This window comes from Allokutzneria multivorans (genome assembly GCF_039537405.1).
GTDB classification, from domain to species: Bacteria; Actinomycetota; Actinomycetes; order Mycobacteriales; family Pseudonocardiaceae; genus Allokutzneria; species Allokutzneria multivorans.
The window spans coordinates 418,598-442,652 of record NZ_BAABAL010000017.1 but is presented as its reverse complement, the minus strand read 5'-3'; the positions used below and the strand labels follow the sequence as shown (position 1 = coordinate 442,652).

25 protein-coding genes and 1 riboswitch are annotated in these 24,055 nt (G+C 70.2%); of the genes, 11 read left to right on the top strand and 14 right to left on the bottom strand.

Going from position 1 to position 24,055, the window contains the following annotated elements; genetic code table 11:
- Nucleotides 1–61: 61 nt before the first annotated feature.
- Nucleotides 62–517 carry an HD domain-containing protein gene (locus ABD798_RS23000; RefSeq protein ID WP_344878129.1) on the top strand — a complete coding sequence of 152 codons (456 nt, stop codon included), beginning with the start codon at nt 62–64 and terminating at the stop codon, nt 515–517.
- 417 nt (nt 518–934) lie between these two features.
- Here the strand turns inward: ABD798_RS23000 and lepA are convergent, their stop codons facing one another.
- On the bottom strand, nt 935–2,779 hold the full coding sequence (gene lepA / locus ABD798_RS22995; protein WP_344878127.1) for a translation elongation factor 4: 1,845 nt from the start codon (nt 2,777–2,779) through the stop codon (nt 935–937).
- Nucleotides 2,780–2,973: 194 nt separating this feature from the next.
- Here lepA and ABD798_RS22990 point away from each other — a divergent pair, with 194 nt between their 5' ends.
- From ABD798_RS22990 to ABD798_RS22970, 5 genes are all read left to right on the top strand, one after another.
- Nucleotides 2,974–3,552, top strand: a complete 579-nt coding sequence (locus tag ABD798_RS22990; RefSeq protein ID WP_344878125.1) for a class I SAM-dependent methyltransferase — start codon at nt 2,974–2,976, stop codon at nt 3,550–3,552.
- Between the two features lie 376 nt (nt 3,553–3,928).
- Entirely contained in the window at nt 3,929–4,855 is a 927-nt protein-coding gene (locus tag ABD798_RS22985) for an SPFH domain-containing protein (RefSeq protein WP_344878123.1), read from the top strand.
- Between the two features lie 10 nt (nt 4,856–4,865).
- Nucleotides 4,866–5,075, top strand: coding sequence for a type II toxin-antitoxin system antitoxin (locus tag ABD798_RS22980; protein WP_344878121.1), 210 nt, complete (start codon nt 4,866–4,868; stop codon nt 5,073–5,075).
- A gap of 92 nt (nt 5,076–5,167) precedes the next feature.
- Nucleotides 5,168–5,923, top strand: coding sequence for an esterase/lipase family protein (locus ABD798_RS22975; protein WP_344878119.1), 756 nt, complete (start codon nt 5,168–5,170; stop codon nt 5,921–5,923).
- A gap of 103 nt (nt 5,924–6,026) precedes the next feature.
- Complete coding sequence (locus ABD798_RS22970) at nt 6,027–6,794, top strand: esterase/lipase family protein (protein WP_344878117.1); 768 nt, start codon at nt 6,027–6,029, stop codon at nt 6,792–6,794.
- On the opposite strand, the gene ABD798_RS22965 is transcribed toward ABD798_RS22970, so the two are convergent.
- Entirely contained in the window at nt 6,795–7,601 is an 807-nt protein-coding gene (locus tag ABD798_RS22965; RefSeq protein ID WP_344878115.1) for a TSUP family transporter, read from the bottom strand.
- A 108-nt stretch (nt 7,602–7,709) separates the two neighbouring features.
- Here ABD798_RS22965 and ABD798_RS22960 point away from each other — a divergent pair, with 108 nt between their 5' ends.
- Together ABD798_RS22960 and rpsT are read left to right on the top strand one after the other, a co-directional pair.
- Nucleotides 7,710–10,022: a glycoside hydrolase family 3 N-terminal domain-containing protein gene (locus ABD798_RS22960; protein ID WP_344878113.1), complete on the top strand. Its 2,313-nt coding sequence runs from the start codon at nt 7,710–7,712 to the stop codon at nt 10,020–10,022.
- A 151-nt stretch (nt 10,023–10,173) separates the two neighbouring features.
- Nucleotides 10,174–10,434 (top strand): 30S ribosomal protein S20, encoded by a 261-nt coding sequence (gene rpsT / locus ABD798_RS22955; protein ID WP_344878111.1) that lies wholly within the window; start codon nt 10,174–10,176, stop codon nt 10,432–10,434.
- 175 nt (nt 10,435–10,609) lie between these two features.
- On the opposite strand, the gene ABD798_RS22950 is transcribed toward rpsT, so the two are convergent.
- Nucleotides 10,610–11,170 (bottom strand): RNA polymerase sigma factor, encoded by a 561-nt coding sequence (locus ABD798_RS22950; RefSeq protein ID WP_344878109.1) that lies wholly within the window; start codon nt 11,168–11,170, stop codon nt 10,610–10,612.
- A gap of 350 nt (nt 11,171–11,520) precedes the next feature.
- On the opposite strand from ABD798_RS22950, the gene ABD798_RS22945 reads away from it, so the two are divergent.
- Both ABD798_RS22945 and ABD798_RS22940 read left to right on the top strand, forming a co-directional pair.
- The gene (locus ABD798_RS22945; protein WP_344878107.1) at nt 11,521–11,931 is read left to right on the top strand and encodes an SSI family serine proteinase inhibitor; all 411 of its coding nucleotides are present in this window, start codon (nt 11,521–11,523) and stop codon (nt 11,929–11,931) included.
- Nucleotides 11,932–12,084: 153 nt separating this feature from the next.
- Nucleotides 12,085–12,489 (top strand): SSI family serine proteinase inhibitor, encoded by a 405-nt coding sequence (locus ABD798_RS22940; RefSeq protein WP_344878105.1) that lies wholly within the window; start codon nt 12,085–12,087, stop codon nt 12,487–12,489.
- A 113-nt stretch (nt 12,490–12,602) separates the two neighbouring features.
- Here the strand turns inward: ABD798_RS22940 and holA are convergent, their stop codons facing one another.
- Entirely contained in the window at nt 12,603–13,583 is a 981-nt protein-coding gene (gene holA / locus ABD798_RS22935) for a DNA polymerase III subunit delta (RefSeq protein ID WP_344878103.1), read from the bottom strand.
- Between the two features lie 152 nt (nt 13,584–13,735).
- A riboswitch (SAM riboswitch) is annotated at nt 13,736–13,867 on the top strand.
- Nucleotides 13,868–13,878: 11 nt separating this feature from the next.
- On the opposite strand from holA, the gene thrC reads away from it, so the two are divergent.
- A complete protein-coding gene (gene thrC / locus ABD798_RS22930; RefSeq protein WP_344878101.1) occupies nt 13,879–15,141 on the top strand; it encodes a threonine synthase in 1,263 nt (420 codons plus the stop codon).
- A gap of 63 nt (nt 15,142–15,204) precedes the next feature.
- Here thrC and ABD798_RS22925 read toward each other — a convergent pair whose 3' ends face one another.
- The 10 genes from ABD798_RS22925 to ABD798_RS22880 form a co-directional block, all read right to left on the bottom strand.
- The gene (locus tag ABD798_RS22925) at nt 15,205–17,541 is read right to left on the bottom strand and encodes a DNA internalization-related competence protein ComEC/Rec2 (RefSeq protein WP_344878099.1); all 2,337 of its coding nucleotides are present in this window, start codon (nt 17,539–17,541) and stop codon (nt 15,205–15,207) included.
- Nucleotides 17,538–18,293 carry a ComEA family DNA-binding protein gene (locus ABD798_RS22920; RefSeq protein ID WP_344878096.1) on the bottom strand — a complete coding sequence of 252 codons (756 nt, stop codon included), beginning with the start codon at nt 18,291–18,293 and terminating at the stop codon, nt 17,538–17,540. The genes ABD798_RS22925 and ABD798_RS22920 overlap by 4 nt, the downstream gene beginning before the upstream one ends.
- Nucleotides 18,294–18,626: 333 nt before the next feature.
- Nucleotides 18,627–19,472, bottom strand: coding sequence for a DegV family protein (locus ABD798_RS22915; protein WP_344878094.1), 846 nt, complete (start codon nt 19,470–19,472; stop codon nt 18,627–18,629).
- Nucleotides 19,473–19,483: 11 nt separating this feature from the next.
- Entirely contained in the window at nt 19,484–20,188 is a 705-nt protein-coding gene (gene octT, locus ABD798_RS22910; protein WP_344878092.1) for a diglucosylglycerate octanoyltransferase, read from the bottom strand.
- A gap of 3 nt (nt 20,189–20,191) precedes the next feature.
- On the bottom strand, nt 20,192–20,803 hold the full coding sequence (locus ABD798_RS22905; RefSeq protein WP_344878090.1) for a histidine phosphatase family protein: 612 nt from the start codon (nt 20,801–20,803) through the stop codon (nt 20,192–20,194).
- Complete coding sequence (gene rsfS / locus ABD798_RS22900) at nt 20,800–21,183, bottom strand: ribosome silencing factor (protein WP_344878088.1); 384 nt, start codon at nt 21,181–21,183, stop codon at nt 20,800–20,802. Before rsfS ends, ABD798_RS22905 begins: the two co-directional genes overlap by 4 nt.
- Before the next feature lie 16 nt (nt 21,184–21,199).
- Nucleotides 21,200–21,799: a nicotinate-nucleotide adenylyltransferase gene (gene nadD / locus ABD798_RS22895; protein WP_344878086.1), complete on the bottom strand. Its 600-nt coding sequence runs from the start codon at nt 21,797–21,799 to the stop codon at nt 21,200–21,202.
- Between the two features lie 166 nt (nt 21,800–21,965).
- Nucleotides 21,966–22,190, bottom strand: coding sequence for a ferredoxin (locus ABD798_RS22890; protein ID WP_344878085.1), 225 nt, complete (start codon nt 22,188–22,190; stop codon nt 21,966–21,968).
- Nucleotides 22,191–22,205: 15 nt separating this feature from the next.
- On the bottom strand, nt 22,206–23,417 hold the full coding sequence (locus ABD798_RS22885; protein ID WP_344878083.1) for a cytochrome P450: 1,212 nt from the start codon (nt 23,415–23,417) through the stop codon (nt 22,206–22,208).
- A 48-nt stretch (nt 23,418–23,465) separates the two neighbouring features.
- Nucleotides 23,466–24,050, bottom strand: a complete 585-nt coding sequence (locus ABD798_RS22880; RefSeq protein WP_344878081.1) for a TetR/AcrR family transcriptional regulator — start codon at nt 24,048–24,050, stop codon at nt 23,466–23,468.
- Nucleotides 24,051–24,055 lie beyond the last annotated feature (5 nt).

Genomic DNA, 24,055 nt, shown 5'->3' with positions numbered 1-24,055 from the left:
GGGAGGACACTGGGCGGACCGCATGTCACCAGATCGTGCGACCCGCTCCCCCGGAGGCACCATGAACCAACCCCCGTTCACCTTGGACACGGCGATCGCGTTGGCCACGCGCGCCCACGAAGGACAGCTCGACAAGGCCGGGAAGCCCTACATCAAGCACCCGTTGCGGGTGATGGACAACGTCGAGGGCACCGCGCACCGGATGGCCGCCGTGCTGCACGACGTCATCGAGGACACCCCCGTCACCGCCGACGACCTGCGCGCGGCGGGCTGCCCCGAGCGCGTGGTCACCGCCGTGATCGCGCTGAGCCACCGGCCGGGCGAGCCCATGGCCGACTACCTGGCCCGCGCCGCCGCCGACCCGATCGCCCTCGTGGTCAAGCGCGCCGACATCGCCGACAACAGCGGGCCGCTCCGGCTGGACCAGCTCGACGAGCCGACCCGGGAGCGGTTGCGGCTCAAGTACGCCACCGCGCTGCGCCTGCTCGACGAGTACGAGTCCGCCGCCTCCTCCTGACGGGTTCGCCGAGTGGACCTGTTCGGCGCGGTCGGGCCCGGCGCATCCTCGCCGCATGTTCATGGGGCGCAGCGTGCGCCCTTCAGGCCCGGCAAGGGTTCTCGGCGCCACCAGCTTCGGCGCGATCGCACTGATCATCGCGTTCCTGTTGTGGGACAACGAGGTCCCCACGGCCGTTGTCCTGGTGCTACGTCAGCGACCACGGCGTGCGCGTGCGCCGCGTCCTGAGCACGCGGACGCTGCGCTGGGCGGAGCTGCACGCCGTCACCAGCAGGCGGGACGGCCTCCTACGACCGCGCGGTGGCCCTGCTCGACGCCAGGGTTTGACAGTCTTCAAGTACCACGAACCCCACCCCCAGACATCGCAAACCGCCCCCTACCCCAACGGGGTCGAGGGCGGTTGGCTGTGGAGCTGGGCTACTTCTTGGACTTCTTGTCGCCCGCCTCATCGGTGGACAGCGCAGCCACGAACGCCTCCTGGGGCACCTCGACGCGGCCGACCATCTTCATCCGCTTCTTGCCTTCCTTCTGCTTCTCCAGCAGCTTGCGCTTACGGGTGATGTCACCGCCGTAGCACTTGGCGAGCACGTCCTTGCGGATGGCGCGGATGTTCTCGCGGGCGATGACCCTGGACCCGATCGCGGCCTGGATCGGCACCTCGAACTGCTGGCGCGGGATCAGCTCGCGCAGCTTGCCGGTCATCCTGGTGCCGTAGCCGTACGCGGCGTCGCGGTGCACGATCGCGCTGAAGGCGTCGACCGGCTCGCCCTGCAACAGGATGTCCACCTTCACCAGCTGCGAGGCCTGCTCGCCCGCCTCCTCGTAGTCCAGCGAGGCGTAGCCGCGGGTGCGTGACTTCAGCGCGTCGAAGAAGTCGTAGATGATCTCCGCGAGCGGCATGGTGTAGCGCAGCTCGGTGCGGTCCTCGGAGAGGTACTCCATGCCGCCGAGCTGGCCGCGCCTGCTCTGGCACAGCTCCATGATCGCGCCGACGTACTCCGCCGGGGAGATGATGGTGCACTTGGTGATCGGCTCGTTGATCTCGGCGATCTTGCCGTCCGGCCAGTCGGAGGGGTTGGTCACGATGTGCTCGGTCTCGTCCTCCATCACCACGCGGAACACCACGTTCGGCGCGGTGGAGATGAGGTCGAGGCCGAACTCGCGCTCCAGCCGGTCGCGGGTGATCTCCAGGTGCAGCAGGCCGAGGAAGCCGCAGCGGAAGCCGAAGCCCAGCGCCGCCGAGGTCTCCGGCTCGTAGGTGAGCGCGGCGTCGTTGAGCTGGAGCTTGTCCAGCGCCTCGCGCAGCTCCGGGTAGTCGGAGCCGTCCATCGGGTACAGGCCCGCGTAGACCATCGGGCGCGGTTCGCGGTAGCCGCGCAGCGCCTCGGTGGCCCCGTGCTTCTCCGAGGTCACGGTGTCGCCGACCTTGGACTGGCGGACGTCCTTCACGCCGGTGATCAGGTAGCCCACCTCGCCGACGCCCAAGCCCACGCTGGCCTTGGGCTCCGGCGAGACGATGCCCACCTCCAGCAGCTCGTGCGTGGCGCCGGTGGACATCATCTTGATCCGCTGGCGCGGGGTGATCTTGCCGTCCATCACCCGGATGTAGGTCACCACGCCGCGGTAGGTGTCGTAAACCGAGTCGAAGATCATCGCGCGCGGCGGGGCGTCGCTGTCGCCCTGGGGGGCCGGGATGAGCCGGACCGCCTCGTCGAGCAGCTCGCGGACGCCGAAACCGGTCTTGGCCGAGACCCGCAGCACCTCCTCCGGCTCGCAGCCGATGATGTGCGCGAGTTCCTTGGCGTACTTGTCCGGGTCGGCGGCGGGCAGGTCGATCTTGTTGAGCACCGGCACGATGGTGAGGTCGTTCTCCAGCGCCAGGTACAGGTTCGCCAGCGTCTGCGCCTCGATCCCCTGCGCCGCGTCGACCAGCAGGATCGCGCCCTCGCACGCCTCAAGCGCGCGGGAGACCTCGTAGGTGAAGTCCACGTGGCCGGGGGTGTCGATCAGGTGCAGCACGTGCTCGGTGTCGCCGACCTTCCACGGCAGCCGCACGTTCTGCGCCTTGATCGTGATGCCGCGCTCGCGCTCGATGTCCATGCGGTCCAGGTACTGGGCCCGCATGGCCCGCTCCTCGACGACACCGGTCAGCTGGAGCATCCGGTCGGCCAGCGTCGACTTGCCGTGGTCGATGTGCGCGATGATGCAGAAGTTCCGGATCAGCTCCGGGTTGGTGAACGTCTTGTCCGCGAACGAGCTCATGCGGCGACCTCGCAGTGCTCGGCGGTCGTCAGGGCAGCTGCGCCGGCTGAACCGCGCAGGGAGTTCGTTCGCTTCACTCGATGTCCTCGCTGGCTATGGGTGACACCCCATGGTCCCACGTCGGTGACGATGCCCGGCACACGTCCGGGACAACCCTGATGCGGCCTCAGTCACCAGGCGCTTGGCTTGAGCCCATGACCAGTGTGGCGACCTCCGAGCCCGGCACCCTGTCCGCGCTGTTCGAGCCGGGGACGGCGCGGGCGGAGCGCCGCCTGGTCGAACACGCGCGGTTGCGGCCCGGTGACGCGGTGCTCGTGCTGGGCGCGGGCACCGGGAGCGGCTTGCGCGCGGCGGGCGAGCTCGTGCCGAGGGGCGTGGCCATCGGGGTCGACCCGTCAGCGGAAGCGCTGCGCGGGTGCGCCGCGCGCTGCCCGGAGCTGGTCGGCGACGGGCGGGTTCGGCTGCGCCCGGGTACCGCCGAGCACACAGGGCTCGACGACTCCTGCGTCGACGTGGCGATCTCCACCGACACCGTGCACCTGTGGCCCGACATCGCGGCGGGCTTCGCCGAGCTGCACCGCGTGCTGCGCCCCGGCGGCTCGCTGCTGCTGTCCGTGCGCCGGTCCAGGCTGCGCTGCAAGCCGCTCGATCTGCGCCTGCTCGCCCGCAACGCCGGTTTCGCCGAGGTGATCATGCGGCTCGGCTCGTTGCGCCCGTTCTCCGCGCGCCGCTTCGAACTCCTCGCCCGCAAGCCGGGGGTTGGGGCGTCTTGAAGACCAGCAAACCCGCCTGTTGATCATCGTTAACCGCCTCACACGTTGCGGCTTCGCGGGGGTTTGCTGCCGTTGAAGACCAGCGAACCTGGCGACCCGCAGGACAAGCCCTAGGCGAGCGCGCGCATGGCACCTCCGGCGAGCACGACGGTCCCGTTCCGCGCGCAAGCGGGGCGCCGATCAAACAACCGTGCTGCAGCAACGGGAAACAGCCGGTGTGCGACAGCGCGGTGAGGCTCGCCGAGGTTCCTTCCCCAGGCGCCCCCGGCAACGGAACCCCAGGCACTGGCCCGGCCACCTCGTCGCTTGGCACCGGCCGACGCACCTGCTATAAATCTGATATCACTTTGCTAAGCACCGCCCAGGGGAGGCCGCCATGTCAGACCAACGCGTCCACACGCCGTCCGAGATCGCCGCGAGCAGGCCGTCACCGAAGATCGGCGAGAGGGACGGCAACCGCCTTCCTGGCGTGCCGATGTTCCTGGTGGGCTTCGTCCTGCTGGTCGCGGGCGCCCTCCAGGTCGTGCTCGCCGCCCAGACCAGCACCTCGGCGTTCCTCTTCACCGGCATCGGCACCGTGGCGGTCGGCGCCCTGCTGTTCGCCGGTCTGGTCATGGTCGCGCCGGGCCAGGCGCGCGTGCTCCAGGTGCTCGGCCGCTACACCGGCACGATCCGCTCCGACGGTCTCCAGTGGGTGAACCCGATCTCCACCAAGACCCCGGTGTCGACCAGGATCCGCAACCACGAGACCGCGGTGCTGAAGGTCAACGACGCCGACGGCAACCCGGTGGAGATCGCCACGGTCGTGGTCTGGCAGGTCAGCGACACCGCGCAGGCCGTGTTCGAGGTGGACAACTTCGTCGACTTCGTGCAGGTGCAGACCGAGACCGCCGTGCGCCACATCGCCACCAGCTACCCCTACGACAACCACGGCGAAACCGGGCTGTCGCTGCGCGAGAACGCCGACGAGATCACCGAGCGGCTCTCCGCAGAGGTCGCCGCGCGCGTCACCTCCGCCGGCGTGAACGTCATCGAGTCGCGGATCACCCACCTCGCCTACGCGCCGGAGATCGCGCACTCGATGCTCCAGCGGCAGCAGGCGAGCGCGATGGTGGCGGCACGTCAGCGGATCGTGGAGGGCGCGGTCGGCATGGTGGAGCTGGCACTGGACCGGCTCGCCGAGCGCGACGTCGTGGACCTCGACGAGGAGCGCAAGGCGGCCATGGTCAGCAACCTGCTCGTGGTGCTCTGCGGTGACCGCTCGACCCAGCCCATCGTGAACACCGGGTCGCTCTACCACTAGGGACTCCGTCGTGGCTGAACGCAAGAGCGTCCTGCTCCGGCTGGACCCGGCGGTGCACGACGCGCTCACGAAATGGGCCAATGACGAACTGCGCAGCGCCAACGCGCAGATCGAGTTCCTGCTCCGGCGGGCGCTCACCGAAGCGGGGCGGATGCCGGACAAGGCAGCGAAGCCCACGCGCCGGGGACGCCCGCCGAAGCACCCTCCCGAGACCGACTAGCCGTTTAGCGAGAACACGAGAACAGCTCCTTGCTTTGGCGCAGAAGGGTTTCCGGCCCTAGGTTCCGAACTTCGAACCCCGGGAGAGAACTCATGAAGCCGCTTCTCGCCGCCCTGCTGCTCGTACTGGTTCCGGCCGCGTGGACACCAACGGCCGTTGCGTCCGCTGTGGACACAACGTGCACGTCGTCCGCGCGGCCGGTCGTGTTGTTGCACGGCACGTTCAGCGACAGCAAGAGCACGTGGAAGGAACTGACCGACGCGCTCAAGAAGGACGGCCGCTGCGCCCACGCCCTCGACTACGGCGACAAGGGCAAGCGGCCGATCGCGCAGTCGGCGGGAGAGGTGTCCGCGTTCGTCGACGAGGTGCTGCGCAAGACCGGCGCGGCCACCGTCGATCTCGTCGGCTACAGCCAGGGCGCGGTCCTCGCGCGGTACTACGCGAAGAACCTCGGCGGCGCGGCCAAGGCCACCTCCCTGATCGGCATCGCGCCGCCCAACCACGGCCTTCCGCCCGGCAACACCCCCGACTGGCTGGCCAAGCGCTGCCCCGCCTGCGTCGACATGCAGTCGGGCTCCCCGTTCATGAAGGCGCTCAGCGAGGGCGGTGACCTCGTCGGGGCAGTGCGCTACACGACCATCGCCTCCAAGCACGACGGCCTGCTGAGCCTGGCCACGCAGGCGCTGACCGGCCCGCCCGGCCGAGTGTCCAATGTGGTCATTCAGGACAGCTGTCCGCTGGACTTCACCGGCCACGGTCAGATGACGCACGCGTGGACCACCGTGAAGTGGGCCGTCAACGCGTTGCGCAACAACGGACTGGCGGACCCGGCGTACAAGCCCTGCTGAGCAGCGCGGCGACCGATTGGCGGAGTGACAGGCAAAAGTGACCTCGCTTACATTTCCCTGAAGTTACTCGCGAGTTCACCGCAAGTCTCAACGGGGAGACGACATGCGACTGCTGCGCGCCCTGCTCTGCGCCGCCCTTCTCGCCATCGCCACGACGGTCATCGCGGCGGGCTCTGCCACCGCAGCGCCCGCCGCGTGCCAATCCAGCAAACGGCCGGTCATCCTGCTGCACGGGACCTTCAAGAAGTCCGGCAGCACGTGGGACGTGCTCGCGCCCGAGCTGAGCCGAGGTGGTTGGTGCCACTACGCGCTCGACTACGGCAACGGCGGGCTGAACCCCGTCGCGCAGTCCGCGCGCGAGCTGGCCACCTACGTGGACCAGGTGCTCGCGGCCACCGGAGCGTCCAAAGTGGACATCGTCGGCTACAGCCAGGGCGGCATGATGCCCCGGCAGTACCTGAAGTTCCTCGGCGGCTCCGCGAAGGTGAACTCGGTGATCGGCATCGCGCCGTCCAACCACGGCACCACCCAACCGCTGGCGAAGCTGCTCGGCGCGACCTTCTGCCCGGCCTGCGACGACCAGTCCGCCGGATCGTCGTTCCTGCGCGCGCTCAACGACGGCGGCGACCTCGTGGGGTCGGTGAAGTACACGACCATCGCCACGCGCCACGAGCTGGTCGTGACGCCGTACCAGAGCCAGGCCCTGTCCGGCCCCCGCGACCGCGTGACCAACGTCGTGCTCCAGGACACCTGTCCCGGGCACTTCACCGAACACCTGCTGATCCCGCACTCCAGGCCAGCGGCGCAGTGGGTGATCAACGCCTTGCAGCGCGGCGGCGTCGCCGATCCCGGTTTCCGCCCGCGGTGCTGATCACGTTCCCAGCACGACCTTCCACCCCAGGCTGAGCACCAGGGCCGCAACGACGGTCAGGAACACCTTGCGGACGAACTCCGATCCTCGGCGCACCGCCATCCGCGCGCCGAGGACGGAGCCCGCGAGGTTGCACAGCGCCATCGTCAGGCCGATCCCCCACAGCACCTGCCCGGCGGGCACGAAGTAGCAGAGCCCGCCGAGGTTGGTCGCGGTGTTGATCACCTTCGCCGTCGCCGAAGCGCGCACGAACGCGAAGCCGACCAGGCCCACCAACAGGAACACCAGGAACGAGCCCGTTCCAGGACCGGCGAGCCCGTCCCAGAAACCGATCACCACGCCCCCGCCCAGCATCACCATCAGCGTCCGCGCACGGGAGAGCCGCTCCGCGTCCTCGGCGCCGAACTCCGGCTTGCGCCACGTGTAGAGGCCGACCCCGACCAGCGCGCACAGGACGACCACGTTGAGCACGCCCGGCGGCAGCACGTCGGCGAACGCCGCTCCCCCCACGGAACCGCCGAACGCGAGCACGGCCGTCGGCGCGGTGCTCCGCCAGTCGATCTTCGTGCGCCGGACGTAGGTGCCGACGGCCGCCGCCGTACCGACGAACGAGGAGAGCTTGCTCGTGGCGAGCGAGTGGATCGGGGCGCCGCCCGGCATCACCAGGAGCATCGCGGGCAGCTGGACGAGACCGCCTCCGCCGACGATCGCGTCGATGGCACCTGCCAGGAAGGCGGCGGCGCACAGGAAGGCGAGCGCGGCGACGGAGACACCGGCGAAACCGGGCAGGTCCAGGGTTGTGAACACGGGCGAACGATAGGCACGCACCCGTGCAACAAAACAACGCTTACCAGCGGGAAAACGCTCTCATACTGCTCCGAACGCAGCTACTGGTGACCAAGCTCACCGCCGAAGGTGAGGGGGCTGCTGCCGCACACCCTCTCGTTGGAGGAGCACGTGCTCACCGCTCGAAGAACAGCGGCGCTGGCCGTCACGGCCGCGCTCACCCTGCCGCTCACCACGGCGGCGCTACCGGCGGACCACCTCAACGCCGCACTGCCCCTGGAGGCCAGGGTGCACGCCCTGCTCGGCCTGATGACGCTGGAGGAGAAGATCGGCCAGATGACCCAGATCCGGGTCGGCAAGCTCAGGGGCGACTGCGACGCGGTTCCGGGACCGCTGCGCGAGGACTGCATGAAGCCGGTGCTCGTGGACGCCAAGGTCGGCTCGATCCTCTCCGGCGGCGGCGACGTTCCCGCACCGGACCCCAGCCCCAAGGCGTGGGCGGAGATGACCAACGCCATCCAGAAGTACGCGCTGGGCACCAACCGGCTCAAGATCCCCGTGCTCTACGGCGCCGACGGCGTGCACGGGCACAGCAACGTGGTGACCGCGACGATGTTCCCGCACCAGATCGGTCTCGGCGCGACCTGGAACCCCGAGCTGATCGAGCGCGCGGGCGCCGCGACCGGGCAGGCGATGCGCGCGACGGGCGTGTTCTGGAACTTCGCGCCGGTCTCCGACATCGCCAGGGACACCCGGTGGGGCCGCTACTACGAGACCTACAGCGAGGACCCGCACCTGGCCGGAACCCTTGCGGCGTCAGCGGTTCGGGGCATGCAGGCCGATGACGGCAAGACCGCCCGGCTCGCCGCGACGGCCAAGCACTTCGCCGGGTACTCCGAGCCCAAGGGCGGCCACGACCGCGCGCCCGCCTTCCTCCCGGTGCGCACGCTCCAGGACCAGGTGCTGCCGCCGTTCACCGCGCAGTTCCGCGCGGGCGTGCGCACAGTCATGATCAACTCCGGCTCGATCAACGGCGTTCCGGTGCACGCTTCGCGCTACATGCTCACCGAGCAGCTGCGGAACCGCCTCGGCTTCACCGGCGTGGCGATCACCGACTGGCAGGACATCCGTTCGCTGGTCACCAAGCACAAGGCCGCCGCCGACTACCCCTCGGCGATCGCGATGGCGGTGAACGCGGGTGTGGACATGGCGATGGAGCCCTCCGCCGCCGGGGAGTTCACCTCAGGGCTGCGCCAGGTCGTTCGCGACGGGCGGGTCAGCGAGCGCCGCGTCGACGAGGCCGTGCGGCGCGTCCTGCGGCTGAAGTTCGAACTCGGCCTGTTCGAACGGCCCTACGTGGACCCCGCCGTCGCCGACGAGCGCGTCAACGGCGTCGGCCTCGACCTCGCCCGCAAGGCCGCGACCGAGTCGATGGTGTTGCTGCGCAACGAGAAGTCCACCCTGCCGCTGGCCAAGGACGGCAAGATCGTCGTCACCGGCGACACCGCCGACGACGTGCGGCGGCAGCTCGGCGGCTGGACCGTCGACTGGCAGGGCGTCCCCGAGCAGGGGCCGGTTCCGAAGGCGGTCACCGTGCTGGAGGGCATCCGCGCGGCGGCCCCCGGGGCCACCGTCACGCACGCCCCCGACCAGGCCGACGCGGTCGCGCAGGCCAAGGACGCCAAGGCCGTCGTCGTGGTGCTCGGCGAGAAACCCGGCGCGGAGGGTCCTGCCGACACCGAGGAACCCGCGCTCACCGCGGCTCAGCAGCGCTTGGTCGACGCCGTGCGCGCGACGGGCAAGCCGGTGACCGTCGTCCTGCTCACCGGCCGCCCGCAGGTGCTCGGTTCGGTCGCTGACGCGGACGCGCTGCTCGCGGGGTGGCTGCCCGGCACCGAAGGCGGCACCGCCGTCGCGGATGTGTTGTTCGGCACGGCCAACCCCAGCGGCAAGCTCCCGGTGTCGTGGCCGAAGCGCATCGGTGACCAGCCGATGTCCTACGACCAGCTGCCCGGCACCAACGGCGGCGAGAGCTCGAAGTACGACCCGGCCTACGCGTTCGGCCACGGCCTGTCGTACACGAGCTTCGCGGTCGGGGCGCCGAGCGTGCCCTCGACGGTCCGGGCGGATGCCAAGGTCGCGGATGCCAAGGTCAAGGTCGGCTTCACCGTGCGCAACACCGGCTCGCGCACGGGCACGGCGGTCGTTCCCGTCTACGTGCACCAGCCCGTGGCGCTGCTCCAGGTCCCTGACAAGCGGCTGGTCGGCTGGGCGCGCGTGGAGCTGGCCGCGGGCGCGCAGCGGGCCGTCGAAGTGGAGTTCTCCGTCGACCAGCTCGCCCTGAACAGCGGCGATGTCGACGGAGCCGGCCGAAGAGAGGTTCCGAGGACCGCCTACGAGGTGCTCGTGGAGGACGGCCGCGCCCCGTTCACGGTGCGCTGACCGGGTCGTTGTGGGAGGCACGGCGCCCGGTTGTTACGATTCCGGGCGTTGTGCCGCGCGGCGTTCCGTCGTGGAGGAGAGCTCGCCGAGTTCGGGCGAGTGCCGATCAGGCGCGGTGCACCACCCCACTCGAACGGAAGAGGGTCCAGTCATGGCCAACATCAAGTCGCAGGTCAAGCGCATCAAGACCAACGAGAAGGCGCGCCTGCGGAACAAGTCCGTGAAGTCGGCCCTCAAGACGGCCATCCGCAAGTTCCGCGAGGCCGCCGAGGCCGGGGACAAGGACAAGGCCGCCGTGCTGCTCGCCGAGGCCAGCAAGAAGCTGGACAAGGCCGCCAGCAAGGGCGTCATCCACGCGAACCAGGCCGCCAACAAGAAGTCGGCGATGGCCCTGCGCGCCAACAAGATCTGATCGCATCCCGATCGGGTCCCACGGACACGAGAACGCCGCCCCGCGACCAGCGGGGCGGCGTTCTTCGTCTGTGCCGGCGGTTCCCGCCCGGCGGAGTTGCGGCCCTGGCGGTTTTCCGGCCCTGGCAAGGAAAAGGGCCTAGGTACGGGGCCCTGCTCCCCGTACCTAGGCCCTTTCAGCAGCCGAACACCCTGTTGACGGGCGAACGGCGAGCCATCCACTGACGGACCCGGCAGCGCGCGCGGCTGGCGATGCACTCGGTCGCGCGTCGTGTCGTGCCCAGCCTTCGTGAGATCTCGTCGTGCGGGAGACCGTGGGAAAGCCAGAGCAGGACATAACGTTCGCGCCGACTGAGCTTGCCGCAGTGCGCGACGAGCCACTCCGCCTCGGCCTGATCGCTGATCGACTCGGCCGGATCTGTCACGTCCAACGGTAGCAGCCTGGCGTGCGTGGCGACCTGCCGCGCGGTGGTGCTCCTGCGGGCCTCGTCGACGCACAACCGCTTCACGACGGCCACCAGAAAGGGCATCACCCGTTGCGGGTCCAGGGCGGGGAACTCCATGGCCCTGATGAAGGCCTCGTGCACCAGGTCCTCCGCCGCCTCACCGGCGCCCGCCCTGACCGCGATCCTGATCAGCGCGGGACGCAGGTCGACGCATTCCCGCCAGAACTCCTCGCTCCGCGACCGGGCGCAGCCGTCGAGCAGCGGTCCGGCCTCCTGATTGGTCAACAACACGACTCCTAGCATCGACAGGAATTATCGGCGGGACCGACAAGCACGTCTGAACGAGTTATCCGGCCAATTCCCTTCGAAGCACCAAGGTCTTCACGAGGCGCAACCCGAAGCCCCCTCGACCGCCTTAGATACCACCGTAAGAACGGTACTTTGGCAAGGCTTCGTTGCGCAGGAAAACATGGTTCCCTCGGACAGCAGGGCGCATACCGCCATTGGAGGGATCGCCCCCTGCTTCCCCCGTCTGTGAGGACGCTCACTGAGCGCGACCGGAAGCCGCCCGCGTATTCGGAGTGGGACACCCACAGGTGACCCGAGATATATCCGAACATATTTCGAGGAAAGGGAAGTCCATGTCCTGGAACCGACCGCTCAGGTTCGTTCCGATCGCGGTGACCGCGCTGCTCGCGGCGCTGGCGACACCGGCGGGAGCGATCCTCCCACCCGCGCCGCCCGCCGCCGCGCTCGTGCTCACCAGCACGCCCGGCGAGGCTCCCGCGCCCTCGGCGAGGCGGGTCCCGCTGACCTGCTCGCCGGACGGTGGCGGCCACCCCGCGCCCGTGGCCAGCTGCGCGGCGCTGGCGCGGACCGGCGGGAGCGTCGCCGCGCTGCACCTCGACCCCGGCGCCAGCTGCCCGCTGATCTACGCCCCGGTGACCACCACGGCAACCGGAACGTGGTTCGGCCGCCGGGTTCGCGAACAGATCACTTTCCCGAACAGATGTGTGCTGATCGCAAAAACCGGACCCTTATTCCGATTCTGACGAGTTCTCACCGAGCCGAGCTCGACAAGGTTGTTGCCGCGACAATCACATATTCAGTCACGCGCAGTTCACGCAACCGTCAAAGTCGTCACTCGTAGGCTGTATTGACATGAATTCCGAAGAAAAATCTTCAGATCACGGAAAGGGTTTGCAATGCTCCGCAACCGTTTGCCCGGCTCGCTCCTGACCGCGGGCGCGGTCATGCTCTGCCTCACCCCGCCCCCGGCAGTTGCCGGAACCGACATGAACGCTCCCTCAGTTCTCGCACTGTCCGTGGTCGACGAGCACCGGGGAACCCCCGCCAGGAGGGTGACCCTGCGATGCGACCCCACGGGCGGTAACCACCCGTTCGCCGCCGCGGCCTGCCCTCAGCTGGCGGAGGTCGACGGAAACTTCACCCGATTGAATGTCGGTCCACATCCACAGTGCACGAAGGAATATGCACCTCGCACTGTGAGCGCGAGCGGTTTCTGGCGTGGACGGCCGGTCAGCCACCGGGCCGCCTACGCCAACAGCTGCCTCGCACTGGCGGCGACGGGCTCGATCTTCCGCTTCTGAGCTGGGATTTTCCCGGCAGGGCGGAGCAAGCGGGGGTTCCTCGGCGTGCCGCTGGCGGAGGAACCCCCGCGACCGCTCGCCGGATGTGTCCGTTGCGTCCTGTACGTCCCGCTTCAGCGGCGGTTGCGCGCGGCGGCCACTTTGAGCACGGCGCGCTCCACCGCGTAGTCCGCGCTGGCGGCCATGCCCTTCACTTCCGCGTTGAGGGTGGCGACGAGTCCCATCGCCTCGACGAGGCCCTCCGGGGACCAGCCCTGCGCCTGGCCGAGCGCCTTCTTGACCTTCCACGGCGGCATGCCGAGCTGACCCGCGAGCTGGAACGGGTCCGCCCGCCCCACTCCGGCCACCCTGGCGATGGTGCGCACCGCGTCGGCCAGCGCGTCGGCGAGCAGCACGTGCGGAACGCCCAGCTGCAACGCCCAGCGCAGCGATTCCAGCGCGGCGGTGCGGTCGCCGGTAACGGCCTTCTCCGCCACCGCGAAGCCGGTCATCTCGGCACGGCCGCGGTGGTAACGGCGCACCGCCTGCTCGTCGACCTTGCCGCCGGTGTCCGCGACGAGCTGCGAGGCCGCGGCCGCCAACTCGCGCAGATCGTTGCCGACCGTCTCCATCAGCGCCGCGAGCGCGGGCCCGTCGATCTTGCCACCCGCGCGCCGAACCTCGTTGCGCACAAAGGATTCCCGGTCACTGGCCTTGGTCAGCTTCGCGCACTCCGCGACCGCCGCCCCCGCCTTGCGCAACGCGGCGGGCAGCTCCTTGGCGAGCTTGCCGCGCCCGCCCCCCGTGTGCGTGAGGACCAGGGTCACGCCCTCGGCGGGGTCGCGGATGTAGGAGAGCACCGCCTCGGCGATCTCCTTGCCCGCGTCCTGGGCCGCCTCCAGCACGATCACCCTGCCCTCCGCGAACAGCGAGGGGCTGAGCAGCTCGACCAGTTCGGGAGGGGTGAGATCGGTCACCCGGACCCGGCGCAGCTCGGCCTCCGGATCGGCCTGCCTCGCGGCGTCCAGCGTGGCCCGCACGGACCGCTCGACGAGGAGCTCTTCCTCTCCGATGACCAGGTGCAACGGGGCTGGCGCTGCGGCGGGAGCACTCACCGCGCCATCCTCGCACGAGGGTCGGACGGCGCGGCCGCCGCGCACGTCCCGCATCATGGGCAACGGTGGCTCTCCCGTGGGACGTTGCCGTAGCGTGACCACCGGACGGCCGCCGAAGGGCGCGCCTCCGCACAGCACCACCACAACTGAACAGCTCATCCAGAGGGGTAGAGGGATCGGCCCTACGACACCCCGGCAACCGACGCCAGACCACGCGGGATCTCCGCGAGGCCACCGGCGATCACGGTGCCAAATCCGGCCCGCACGAGCGGGAAAGATGAGGAGAGACCTCGCGATGACGACCATCGAGGCGCGCCGCAGCGCCCACCAGTTCGACCTCGGCCCGGCCCGCGCCCTGGTGTGCCGCGAATGCGGCAACGAGGTGCCGCTCGCCGCGGAGTTCGCGTGTGCGGAGTGTTTCGGCCCCCTTGAGGTCGGCTACGACTTCGGCAAGATCACCCGCGCGGAGATCGAGGCGGGGCCCCGCTCCATCTGGCGCTACCGCAACCTCCTTCCGGTGCCCTCGGACGTCCAGGAGCACCCCAACACCGATCCGGGCCTGACCCGGCTGGTCAAGGCCGACCGCCTGGCCGCCGCGCTCGGCGTGCGCAAGCTGTGGGTGAAGGACGACACCGGCAACCCCACGCACTCCTTCAAGGACCGCGTGGTCGCGGTGGCGCTCGCCGCCGCGCGCCAGCTCGGGTTCACCGTGCTGGCCTGCCCCTCCACCGGCAACCTGGCCAACGCCGTCGCCGCGGCAGCGGCGCGGGCGGGCTGGGAGTCGGTCGTGCTGATCCCCTCCTCTCTCGAGCGCGCGAAGGTGCTCACCACCGCCGTGTACGACGGTGCGCTGATCGCCGTCGACGGCAACTACGACGACGTGAACCGGCTGGCCACCGAGCTGGCCGCCGACCACGAGGACTGGGCGTTCGTCAACGTCAACGTCCGCCCGTACTACGCGGAGGGCTCCAAGACCCTCGGCTACGAGGTCGCCGAGCAGCTCGGCTGGCGCCTGCCGCAGCAGATCGTCGTGCCGGTCGCCTCCGGTTCGCAGTTGACCAAGGTGGACAAGGCCTTCCGCGAGCTGGGTGAGCTGGACCTGGTGGAGCCGACCCCGTACCGGGTCTTCGGCGCCCAGGCCACCGGCTGCTCCCCCGTCGCCGCCGCGTTCCAGGCGGGCCACGACGTGATCCAGCCGGTGAAGCCGGACACGATCGCCCGCTCACTGGCGATCGGTGCTCCCGCCGACGGTCCCTACGTGCTGGACACCGTGCGCCGCACCGGAGGTTCGGTGGAGCACGTCAGCGACGAGGAGGTCGTCGACGCGATCCGCCTGCTGGCCCGCACCGAGGGCATCTTCGCCGAGACCGCGGGCGGCGTGACCGTCGCGACGGCGAAGAAGCTCATCGAGTCCGGCCAGCTCGACCCGGACGCCGAGACCGTCCTGCTGATCACCGGCGACGGCCTGAAGACCCTCGACGCGGTGGAGGACAAGATCGGCCCGCGCGCCACCGTGCCGCCGTCGAGCGCCGCCGTCCGCGAAGCACTCGGCCTCTGACAGGTCACGGCCTCTGACAGGTCACAGACAAAGCGTCACCGGCAAAGCGTCACTGGCAAGCGCTCACCGCCTGGGCGGTGGCCGTGGTTCTCCTCTCCGTGCGGTCGCCAGACCATCGCGGGTGGCCAGAACGGCGACGTCACCGTCCAGGTCGGTGCGCAGGACGCGCACTCCGGCGAGCGAGTGCAGGACCAGTGGGCTCGGGTGGCCGTAGTCGTTGCCCGCGCCCACGCAGATCAACGCGACTCGGGGCCGCACCGCGCCCAGGAACCGGGGCAGGCTGTAGCGGGACCCGTGGTGCGGCACCTTGAGCACGTCCGCGCTGACGTCCACTGTGGACGCCAGCAGCTCGGCTTGCGTGGCCAGTTCGATGTCTCCGGTCAGCAACATCCGCCCCGCTGGTGTGTGCGCCCGCAGCACCAGTGAGGCGTCGTTGACCACGGTCCCCGGCAAGGGTGTCTCCGAAGTCCGCGGTGCCGGAGACCTCAGCGGTGCCAGCACCTCCAGCGCCAACCCGGGCCACTCCAGCCGCTGACCGCGACTCAGTTCGATCAACGGAACTCCCGCCGCCGCAACGGTGTCACGCACCTCCTTCATCGCCCAAGCGGGCTCTCTCAGTGGCCCGACCGCGACCGCTCCCACAGATCTCTCCGCGAGCACCGCCGCGAGCCCGCCGATGTGGTCGGCGTGCAGGTGGCTCAGCACCACCACAGGAACGCGATCAACGCCCAGCCGATCCAGACAAGCGTTGACCGCCAACGGTTCTGGCCCGGTGTCGACCAGGACCGCGCGCCCGGGCTCAGCGACCGCCAGCACCACGGCGTCGCCCTGCCCGACGTCACACGCCACCGCCGCCCAGCCGTCAGCGGGCCACTGCGGCTTGAGCAGCTTCACCGGAACCGCGGTCAACACCAGCACAACCACGCCGAGCACCAACACGATCCGGAACCGGCGGCTCCGCAGCAGCAACACGACCACAACGAGCAGCGCGGCGAGCAGCAGTCCACCAAGCACACCGGAAGGCCACGGAACACCGCTGTCCGGCACCGCGGCGGCACGTCTGCCCACGGTGATCAGCCACCACACCTCGGGCCCCGCCAGGTGGACCAGAAGCTCCGCAGCGCCCTCGTGCACCGTCGAGACCAGCGCAGCGAGCACACCGAACACCGTCGCAGGCGCCACAACGGGAGCCGCGAGCAGATTGGCCGGAATCGCCACCAGGCTGATCTCTCCGGACAGCGCCGCGATCAACGGAGCCGTGGCGAGCTGTGCCGCCGCCGGAACCGCGATGGCCTCGGCGAGCCCCACCGGCACTCCGCGATCGCGCAGTGCCGCGGCCCACCTCGGCGCGAGGATCACCAGTGCCGCGGTCGCCAGCACCGACAACGCGAAACCCGCGGTGTTGGCCAGTCCAGGATCGAACAGCAGCAACACGATCACGGCTCCGGCGAGCGCGGGAATCGCGGAACCCTTGCGCCCCAACACCAACGCCAGCAGCGTCACTCCGCCCATCACCGCCGCGCGCAGCACGCTGGGCTCGGGCCGCGCGAGCACCACGAAGCCGACCAGAGCCAGCACCGCCGCCAAGCCCGACAATCGTGGCCCTGCCGTCAGCAACCGGAACAGCAGCAGGACAGCGCCGCACACGATCGCCAGGTTCGCCCCGCTCACGGCCAACAGGTGGGCCAGTCCGGACAACCGGAACTCCTCCACCACGCGCGGAGACAGTCCAGCGGTGTCACCGACCACCAATGCCGGAAGCAGCCCCGCGAGCTCCGGGGAAAGCACCTTCGCGGCGTCGCGGAGCCCGGCGCGCACGCCATCAGCGGCGGTCTGCCAGCTCGGCGCGGGGCCGACAGCGATCGGTGGTCCCCGGACCCGCAACACCGCCACCGTGAAGTCCCCGCCGCGCGGCATGATCAGCGCTCCGGTCGCCGTGACCTCCTGCTCCGGCAACAACGCCGACCACGCGACCGCCGGAGCCAGCAGCAACACCGAACCACCCGGCTCATCGCTCAACCGAGCGCGGACCGCCACCTGGTCCGCACCAGCGGGCCGACCGGCGTATCCCTTGGTGCGCAACGGTCTTGGGTCTTCGGACAACGTCGCCCTGATCGTCGCGGTCGCACCCTTGCTCGCGAGCTCGCGCAGCGGGTGCGTGGCGGCGGGCAGGGCGTGGCTGGTGACGACCACCGCAGCCGCGCCCGCGAGGACGCTCGCCGCGAGCAGTCCGTTGGCCCACGCACCCGTTCCCCGCCACACCGCGAGGAACGCGAAGGCTGCCGCCAGCACGCCGCACAGCACCGTGGCGAGCCAGCCGAGGTGCAGCCCGACCAGTGCCACCGCCCAGACCGCGACCGCGGCGGGTACGAGCCGGATGTCCAGCTGTGCCGGGATCACAGCGTCACCAGCTCACGGAGCTTCGCCAGACGCGAAGTTCCGATGCCGTCCACCTCGCGGAGCTGGTCCACGGACGCGAACCGCCCGTGCCTGGTGCGCCACTGCACGATCCGCTGCGCTGTCACCTGCCCCACGCCCGGCAGACCGTCGAGCTGGTGGACGGTCGCGGTGTTGAGGCTGATCTTCGCGCTCTCCGACGGGCCGGACTCCCCCGACGGCGCGGGCAGGCCGACGACGATCTGCTCACCGTCGCTGATTTTCCTCGCGAAGTTGACCGTCGCGGGGTCTGCGTCGGGCAACACTCCACCGGCCGCCTGCACGGCATCGGCTATCCGCGCGCCCTCCGGCAGCGACACCAGGCCGGGCTTGCCGACCCGGCCCACCACGCTCACCACGAGCTGGGCCGTTTTCTGTTGTGGCGCAACGGGAGGCGAGACCACGGGCGCCGGTTCGGCCGCGACGCCGCCCGGCCACAGCAGGACGGCCACGAGGGCGGCGAAGGCGGCGACCGCCACCAGCGCGAGCGCTCCGGAGCGGCCGGGGTTCAGCCTCGCGCGGCGCAGCCACTCCGGCACCAGGCGGTCGAGCAGGGCGATGCGGGGCGCGGGGCCGATGTGGATCTCCACTGGTCCCGCCGGTGGGTCGGGGTCCTGCGGTGCCGGACCGGACAGGGCTGCCAGGCGCTTCTTCGCCAGGATCTCCTGCCTGACCCTGGCCGTGCCCGCTGGGTGGTCGAGGTGGGGGTTCGTCACCGTTTCGACGTTAGGGAGGTGGTGGGGGTGGTGGCGGGTGAATGTGGCTGGCTGTGGACAAGTAGCGGCGATGTGGACCAGTCGGGCGTTGCTGGTCCCGGTTTTCGTTGGTGTGTCAGGGGTTCGTGCTAGGGCTCGGCCAGCGCACCCGAATTCGCTTTATGGCAACGACTTGCGCGAAGGAGCGCTCTCACATCACGACGAGTTGCCACAACGCGGAACCGGGAGCTGGGCCGCCACGTCACGCAGGTCGTCGGGTTCGGCGGTCTTCAACAACAGCAAACCCTCATGAGGCGCCGGGTTTGCGGCGGTTGACGATGATCGACAGAGGGCTCAGGCGAGGCCGCCGGGGAGGACGACGACGCCGAGCACGCCCAGTCCGGTGTGCGCTCCGATCACAGCGCCCACCTCGGAGATGAGGCAGCCCTCGCCGTCACCGATGCGCTCGTCGAGCTTGCTCGCCAGCTCGGCAGCGCGTTGCGGAGCGCAGAGGTGGTGCACCGCAACGCCTGCGGGCCCATCACCCGCAGCCTCCGCCGCGAGGTCGACGAGCCTGGCCATCGCGCGGCTGGTCGTACGCACCTTCTCCAACGGCACGATGCGCCCGTCCTGCACGTGCAGCAGCGGGCGCACCGCGAGGGCTGTGCCCAGGAGCGCGGCGGCGGGACCGATGCGACCGCCACGACGCAGGTGCTCCAACGTCTCCAGGCAAAAGAACGTGCGCGTGCGCGCCGCCGTGCGGACAGCGGCGGCCTCGACGTCGGCGCCGGACGCGCCGGAGCTGGCAGCCTTCACGGCCGCGAGCACCGCGAAACCCAGTCCCATCGCGGTGGAGCGGGAGTCGACCACGCGCACTCCGCCGACCTGCTCAGCGGCGATCCGGGCCGCGTCCCACGTGCCCGACAGCTCGCGCGACAGGTGCACGGAAACGATTGAGTCGGCGCCGTTGTCGAGCACACGCCGGTAGACCTCGGCAACGTCTTCAGGGGAGGGCCTGGAGGTGCTGACGGCACGGCGCTCGGACAGGGCCGTGGCGAGGCTGGCCGGGGTGATGTCGACACCGTCCAGACCGGTGCTGTCGTCCACGGTGACGTGCAGCGGGACCACGGAGATGCCGCGCCGGTCCGCGAAGCCCTCAGGCAGGTACGCGGTGGAGTCGGTCACGACGGCTACGGCCACGAGCGAGCAGCCTACGTGGCGCGTCGGAGCTCCTCCGCCAACGCCGCGCCGACCGCCGCGTGGGTCGCCCAGCCCCAGTGCACGCCGTCGGGATTGCCGCGCCCGGCCGCCACGTCCGCCCGCACGAGGGCCGCGAGGTCGAGCAAAGGAACGTCCACAGTGGACGCCCAAGCCGTGATCGCCGAGGCAGCGGGCGCCCTGCCGGTGTGGACGTAGCCGTAGGCCGCCGAGCGGTGCACCGACGGCAGCACGGCGATCACGGACAGGTCGGGGCGCAGCGAGCGCACTCCGTGAAGGCACTTGTCCAGGTAGGCGACGCTGAGCCGGGGCGGGAGCGCCACCGGGCGCCCGCCGAGCAAGCGCGCGAGGTGCGGTTGCGCGGCGAGGTAGGTCTCGCGGGCCCGCCGCCGCAGCCCCTCCGGCCGCAGGTAGCGCAGCCCTTCGCGGAGGTAGGTGGGCAGCGGCGACGGCAACGTGTCCATGCTGCCGACGCCGAGCACGAGCGCGTCGATCTCCGGCATCAGCGCCCACACGCGCGGGTCGCGCGTGATCGCCCACCACGCGTCGCGCGCGGTCCAGCCGAAACCCGCGACGATCTCCGACGACCCGCCGAGCAGGCGCGCGGCCGCGTTCGGCCAGAGCCGGGGATCATCGGCGGGCATCGCCTCGCGCGGACCGTGGAAGGCCAGCGAATCAGCCAGCGCCAGCAGCCGCACCGCTCAGCCGGTCACACCGGCGTTGTACGCGACGAGCCGCCAGTCCAGGCTGTCCCCGCGTCGCGCCAGCACCGCCCAGTGGCAGTTGCTCAGCCCGCCGACGGAGGGCCAGCACGCGACGGGCAGGCCGATCAGCGACGCGGTCAGGCCGGTGATCAGCCCGCCGTGCGCGCACAGCAGCGCGGTCCCGTCGTGGTCGGCGTCCAGCTCGGAGACCACCTCCGCGGCGCGCGCCGCGACCTCGACCCGGCTCTCGCCACCGGGCGGAGCCCACTCGGGGTCCTTGCGCCACTGCAGGAGCGCGCCCGGCCAGCCCTGCTCGACCTCGGTGTGGGACAGGCCCTGCCACTCACCGACGTGGGTCTCGCGCAGCCGCTTGTCGATGCGCACCTCGCGCCCGGTCGCCTTGGTGAACTCCGCGGCGGTGTCCATGGCCCTGCGCAGGTCGGAGCTGAGCGCGATGCCGGGCTCGAAGCGCGCGACCACCGGGGCGGCCGCGCGCGCCTGCGCGAAGCCCGCGTCGTTGAGCAGCGCGTCCAGGTGGCCCTGGATCCGCCCGGTGGCGTTGTGGCCGGTCTCGCCGTGCCGCCACAGCACGAGCCGCTGAAGGGTCACTCGGCGGATTCCTCGGCGGCCGGACCGTCCTCGAAGGCGATGCGCGGGCAGTCCTTCCAGAGCTTCTCCAGCGCGTAGAAGGTGCGCTCCTCCGCGTGCTGCACGTGCACCACGACGTCGACGAAGTCGAGCAGGACCCAACGGCCCTCGCGCGCGCCTTCGCGACGGACCGGCTTGCTGCCGGCCTCGCGCATCCGGTCCTCGACGTTCTCCACGATCGCGTCGACCTGGCGCTCGTTGGGCGCGGAGGCGATCACGAAGCAGTCGGTGATCACCAACTGGTCGGACACGTCGAGCACGACGACGTCGTGCGCCTTCTTGTCAGCCGCTGCTTGCGCGGCGACCAGCGCGAGGTCGCGTGCCTGGTCGGTGGCTGCCACCTGAGTAGTTCCTTTCCTACGCCCGTTCGGGCGCGGTGTAGAGCTCGCGTTTGCTGATGTACTGCACCACACCGTCGGGCACGAGGTACCAGACCGGGAGCCCGTCGCGGACCCGGTCGCGGCAGTTCGTGGAGGAGATCGCCATGGCGGGCACCTCCACCAGGCTGACCGCGCCCGGGGGCAGGTGGTCGTCGACGAGGCGGTAGCCCGGCCGCGTCACCCCGATGAAGTGCGCCAGCCGGAACAGCTCGTCGGCGCGGTGCCAGGACAGGATCTGTTCCAGCGCGTCCGCCCCCGTGATGAAGAACAGTTCGTCATCAGGGTACTGCGTGCGCAGGTCACCGAGCGTGTCGATGGTGTAGGTGGTGCCGGTGCGGTCGATGTCGACCCTGCTCACCGAGAACCGGGGGTTCGACGCCGTGGCGACGACGGTCATCAGGTAGCGGTCCTCGGCCGGGCTGACCGCGCTGTGGCACTTCTGCCACGGGTTGCCCGTCGGCACGAAGATGACCTCGTCGAGCTCGAAGCGCACCTGCACTTCGCTCGCGGCGACGAGGTGCCCGTTGTGCACCGGGTCGAACGTGCCGCCCATTACTCCGATTCGGCGCTTGGCCATGGCAGGAAAGCCTACGGGGCGCCCCACGGCGGCGGTGATGAGCACGGTCACCCGTTCGAGGCCCAAGATCAACGCCTATTTTGACGCGTTGAACGCACTGAACGGGTCGTTCAGTGCGTTCAACGCACCAAACGACCCGTTCAGGGCTTACGCCGGAGTGCGGCGCTCAGTCGGTGGGGGCCACCACCTCGCCGGAGGCGGCGTGCTTGACCAGGATCGCCTCCACGGGGCACGACTCGGCGGCGTCGATGACGGCCTCGTCCGGGTCGACCTCGTCCTTGATGGCGCGCGCGTAGCCGTCCATCAGCTCGAAGTGGTCCGGGGCCGCGCCGGCGCACATTCCGGAGCCGATGCAGTTCTGGTCGACAGTGACCAACCAACTATCACTCATGGCACATTCCTACCGTCACCAGCTCACCGGGAGCGCTTCAAGGCCCCGGACGAGCATCCCTGTACGCCACGGCAACTCCTCGGCCGGCACGGCGAAGCGCAGGTTCGGGAAGCGCGCGGTCATGCCTTCAAGCGCCACCTGAAGTTCCAGTCGCGCGAGCTGTGCGCCGAGGCAGTGGTGCACACCGTGCCCGAACGCCATGTGCGGGTTCTGCTGCCGCGCGAAGTCGAGCAGATCTGGAGTCTCGAAGACCGCGTCGTCCCGGTTGGCCGAAGCGAGCTGAGCGAACACGCACTCGCCCTTGCGCACGGTCACCCCGGCCAGCTCCACGTCCTCCATCGCGACGCGCACGAAGCCACCGGAAGCTCCGAGCGGGGTGAAGCGCAGAAGCTCCTCCACGGCGGCAGGGATCAGTGACGGGTCCGCGACGAGCGACGCGTACTGCGACCGGTCGCTGAGCAACAGGTAGGTGAAGTTCGTCAGCTGGTTGGCCGTGGTCTCGTGGCCCGCGACGAGCAGACCGATGCCCAGGCGCACCAGCTCCATCTCGGAGAGACGGTCGTCGTTGTCCCTGGCGAGCACCAACGCGCCGAGCAGGTCGTCCGTGGGCTGAGCACGACGCTGTGCGACCAGGCCACCCATATAAGCGAGGAAGTTGTCGCGTGCGTCCTGGATCTGCTCCGGCGTGTACTTCGTGGTCGACAGCGCCGCGTCGGAGAACGCGCGGAACAGGTGCCGGTCCTCGTACGGCACACCGAGCATGTCGCAGATGACCGTCACCGGGAGCGGCAGTGCCAGGTGGTGCACCAGGTCGGCGGGCGCGCCCTGCTGCTCCATCTCGGTGAGCGCGGCGTCCACGACCTCGCGGAGCCGGGGGCGCATCTGCTCGACCCGTCGCGCGGTGAACGCCTTGGCCACCAGGCGCCGCAGACGCGTGTGCTCGGGCGCGTCCATGCCGAGGATGCCTTCGGGGTCCAAGGGCAACGGCGTGCTGCGCGGAGTCTCCGGCGTGGTCCCGGCGGCCATGCTGAACCGGGGGTCCCCGAGCACGACCCGCGCGTCGGCGTACCGCGTGACCAGCCAAGCCGTGCCTTCCCCGAAGGGCATGCGCACGCGCGTGATCGGCTCTTCGCGGCGCAGGCGCTCGTAGGCGGGGTCGAGGTCGAGTGCCCTCGGCAGGCTGAACGGGTACGACGGCGCCGAGGTGGTGGGATCGACGGCGGTCACCGTGATCTCCCTTCGCCAAGAGATGTAAGCAGTCGCTTACTTTCCAAGCTACGAGGGGGTCACAGGCGCGTCAAGATCCAGCAGCGCGGAGATCCCGCGTTGCACCTCGGCTTCCACCCGATCGGCGTCAGCCGCTCGCAGAACGTCAGATCCCAGCACCGATCGGCAGAACCCGATGCCGACCAGCCAGGCCAGCACCAGCTCGGCGCGCAGCTCTGCCTCCGGCCCCTCGGTCAGCTCGGAGAGCGACCTCACGTACGCGCGGCCCATCTCCTTGCGCAGCGCCATCGACTCCGCGCCGAGCACGGCCGAGCGCAGCATCGCCTGGATCGGGTGGTCACCGCCCTCGGGCGGCTCGGCGAGGAAGATCTCCAGGATGCGGCGCGGCAGCTGCTCGACCGGCCCGGAGTGCAGCAGGTCCATCCCCCGGTGCGCCACGACCGCGTTGAACAGGTCTTCCTTGGTGCCGAAGTACCGGAACAGCAGGGCCTGGTTGGCTCCGGCGCGCGCGGCGATGTCGCGCACCGTGGTGCGGTCGTAGCCGCGCTCGGCGAAAAGCTCACCGGCCGCCTTCAGCAGCGCGGCACGGGTGGCCTGCGAGTCCCGGCGGCGCGGCGGTGGGTTCTGCGACATCGGGA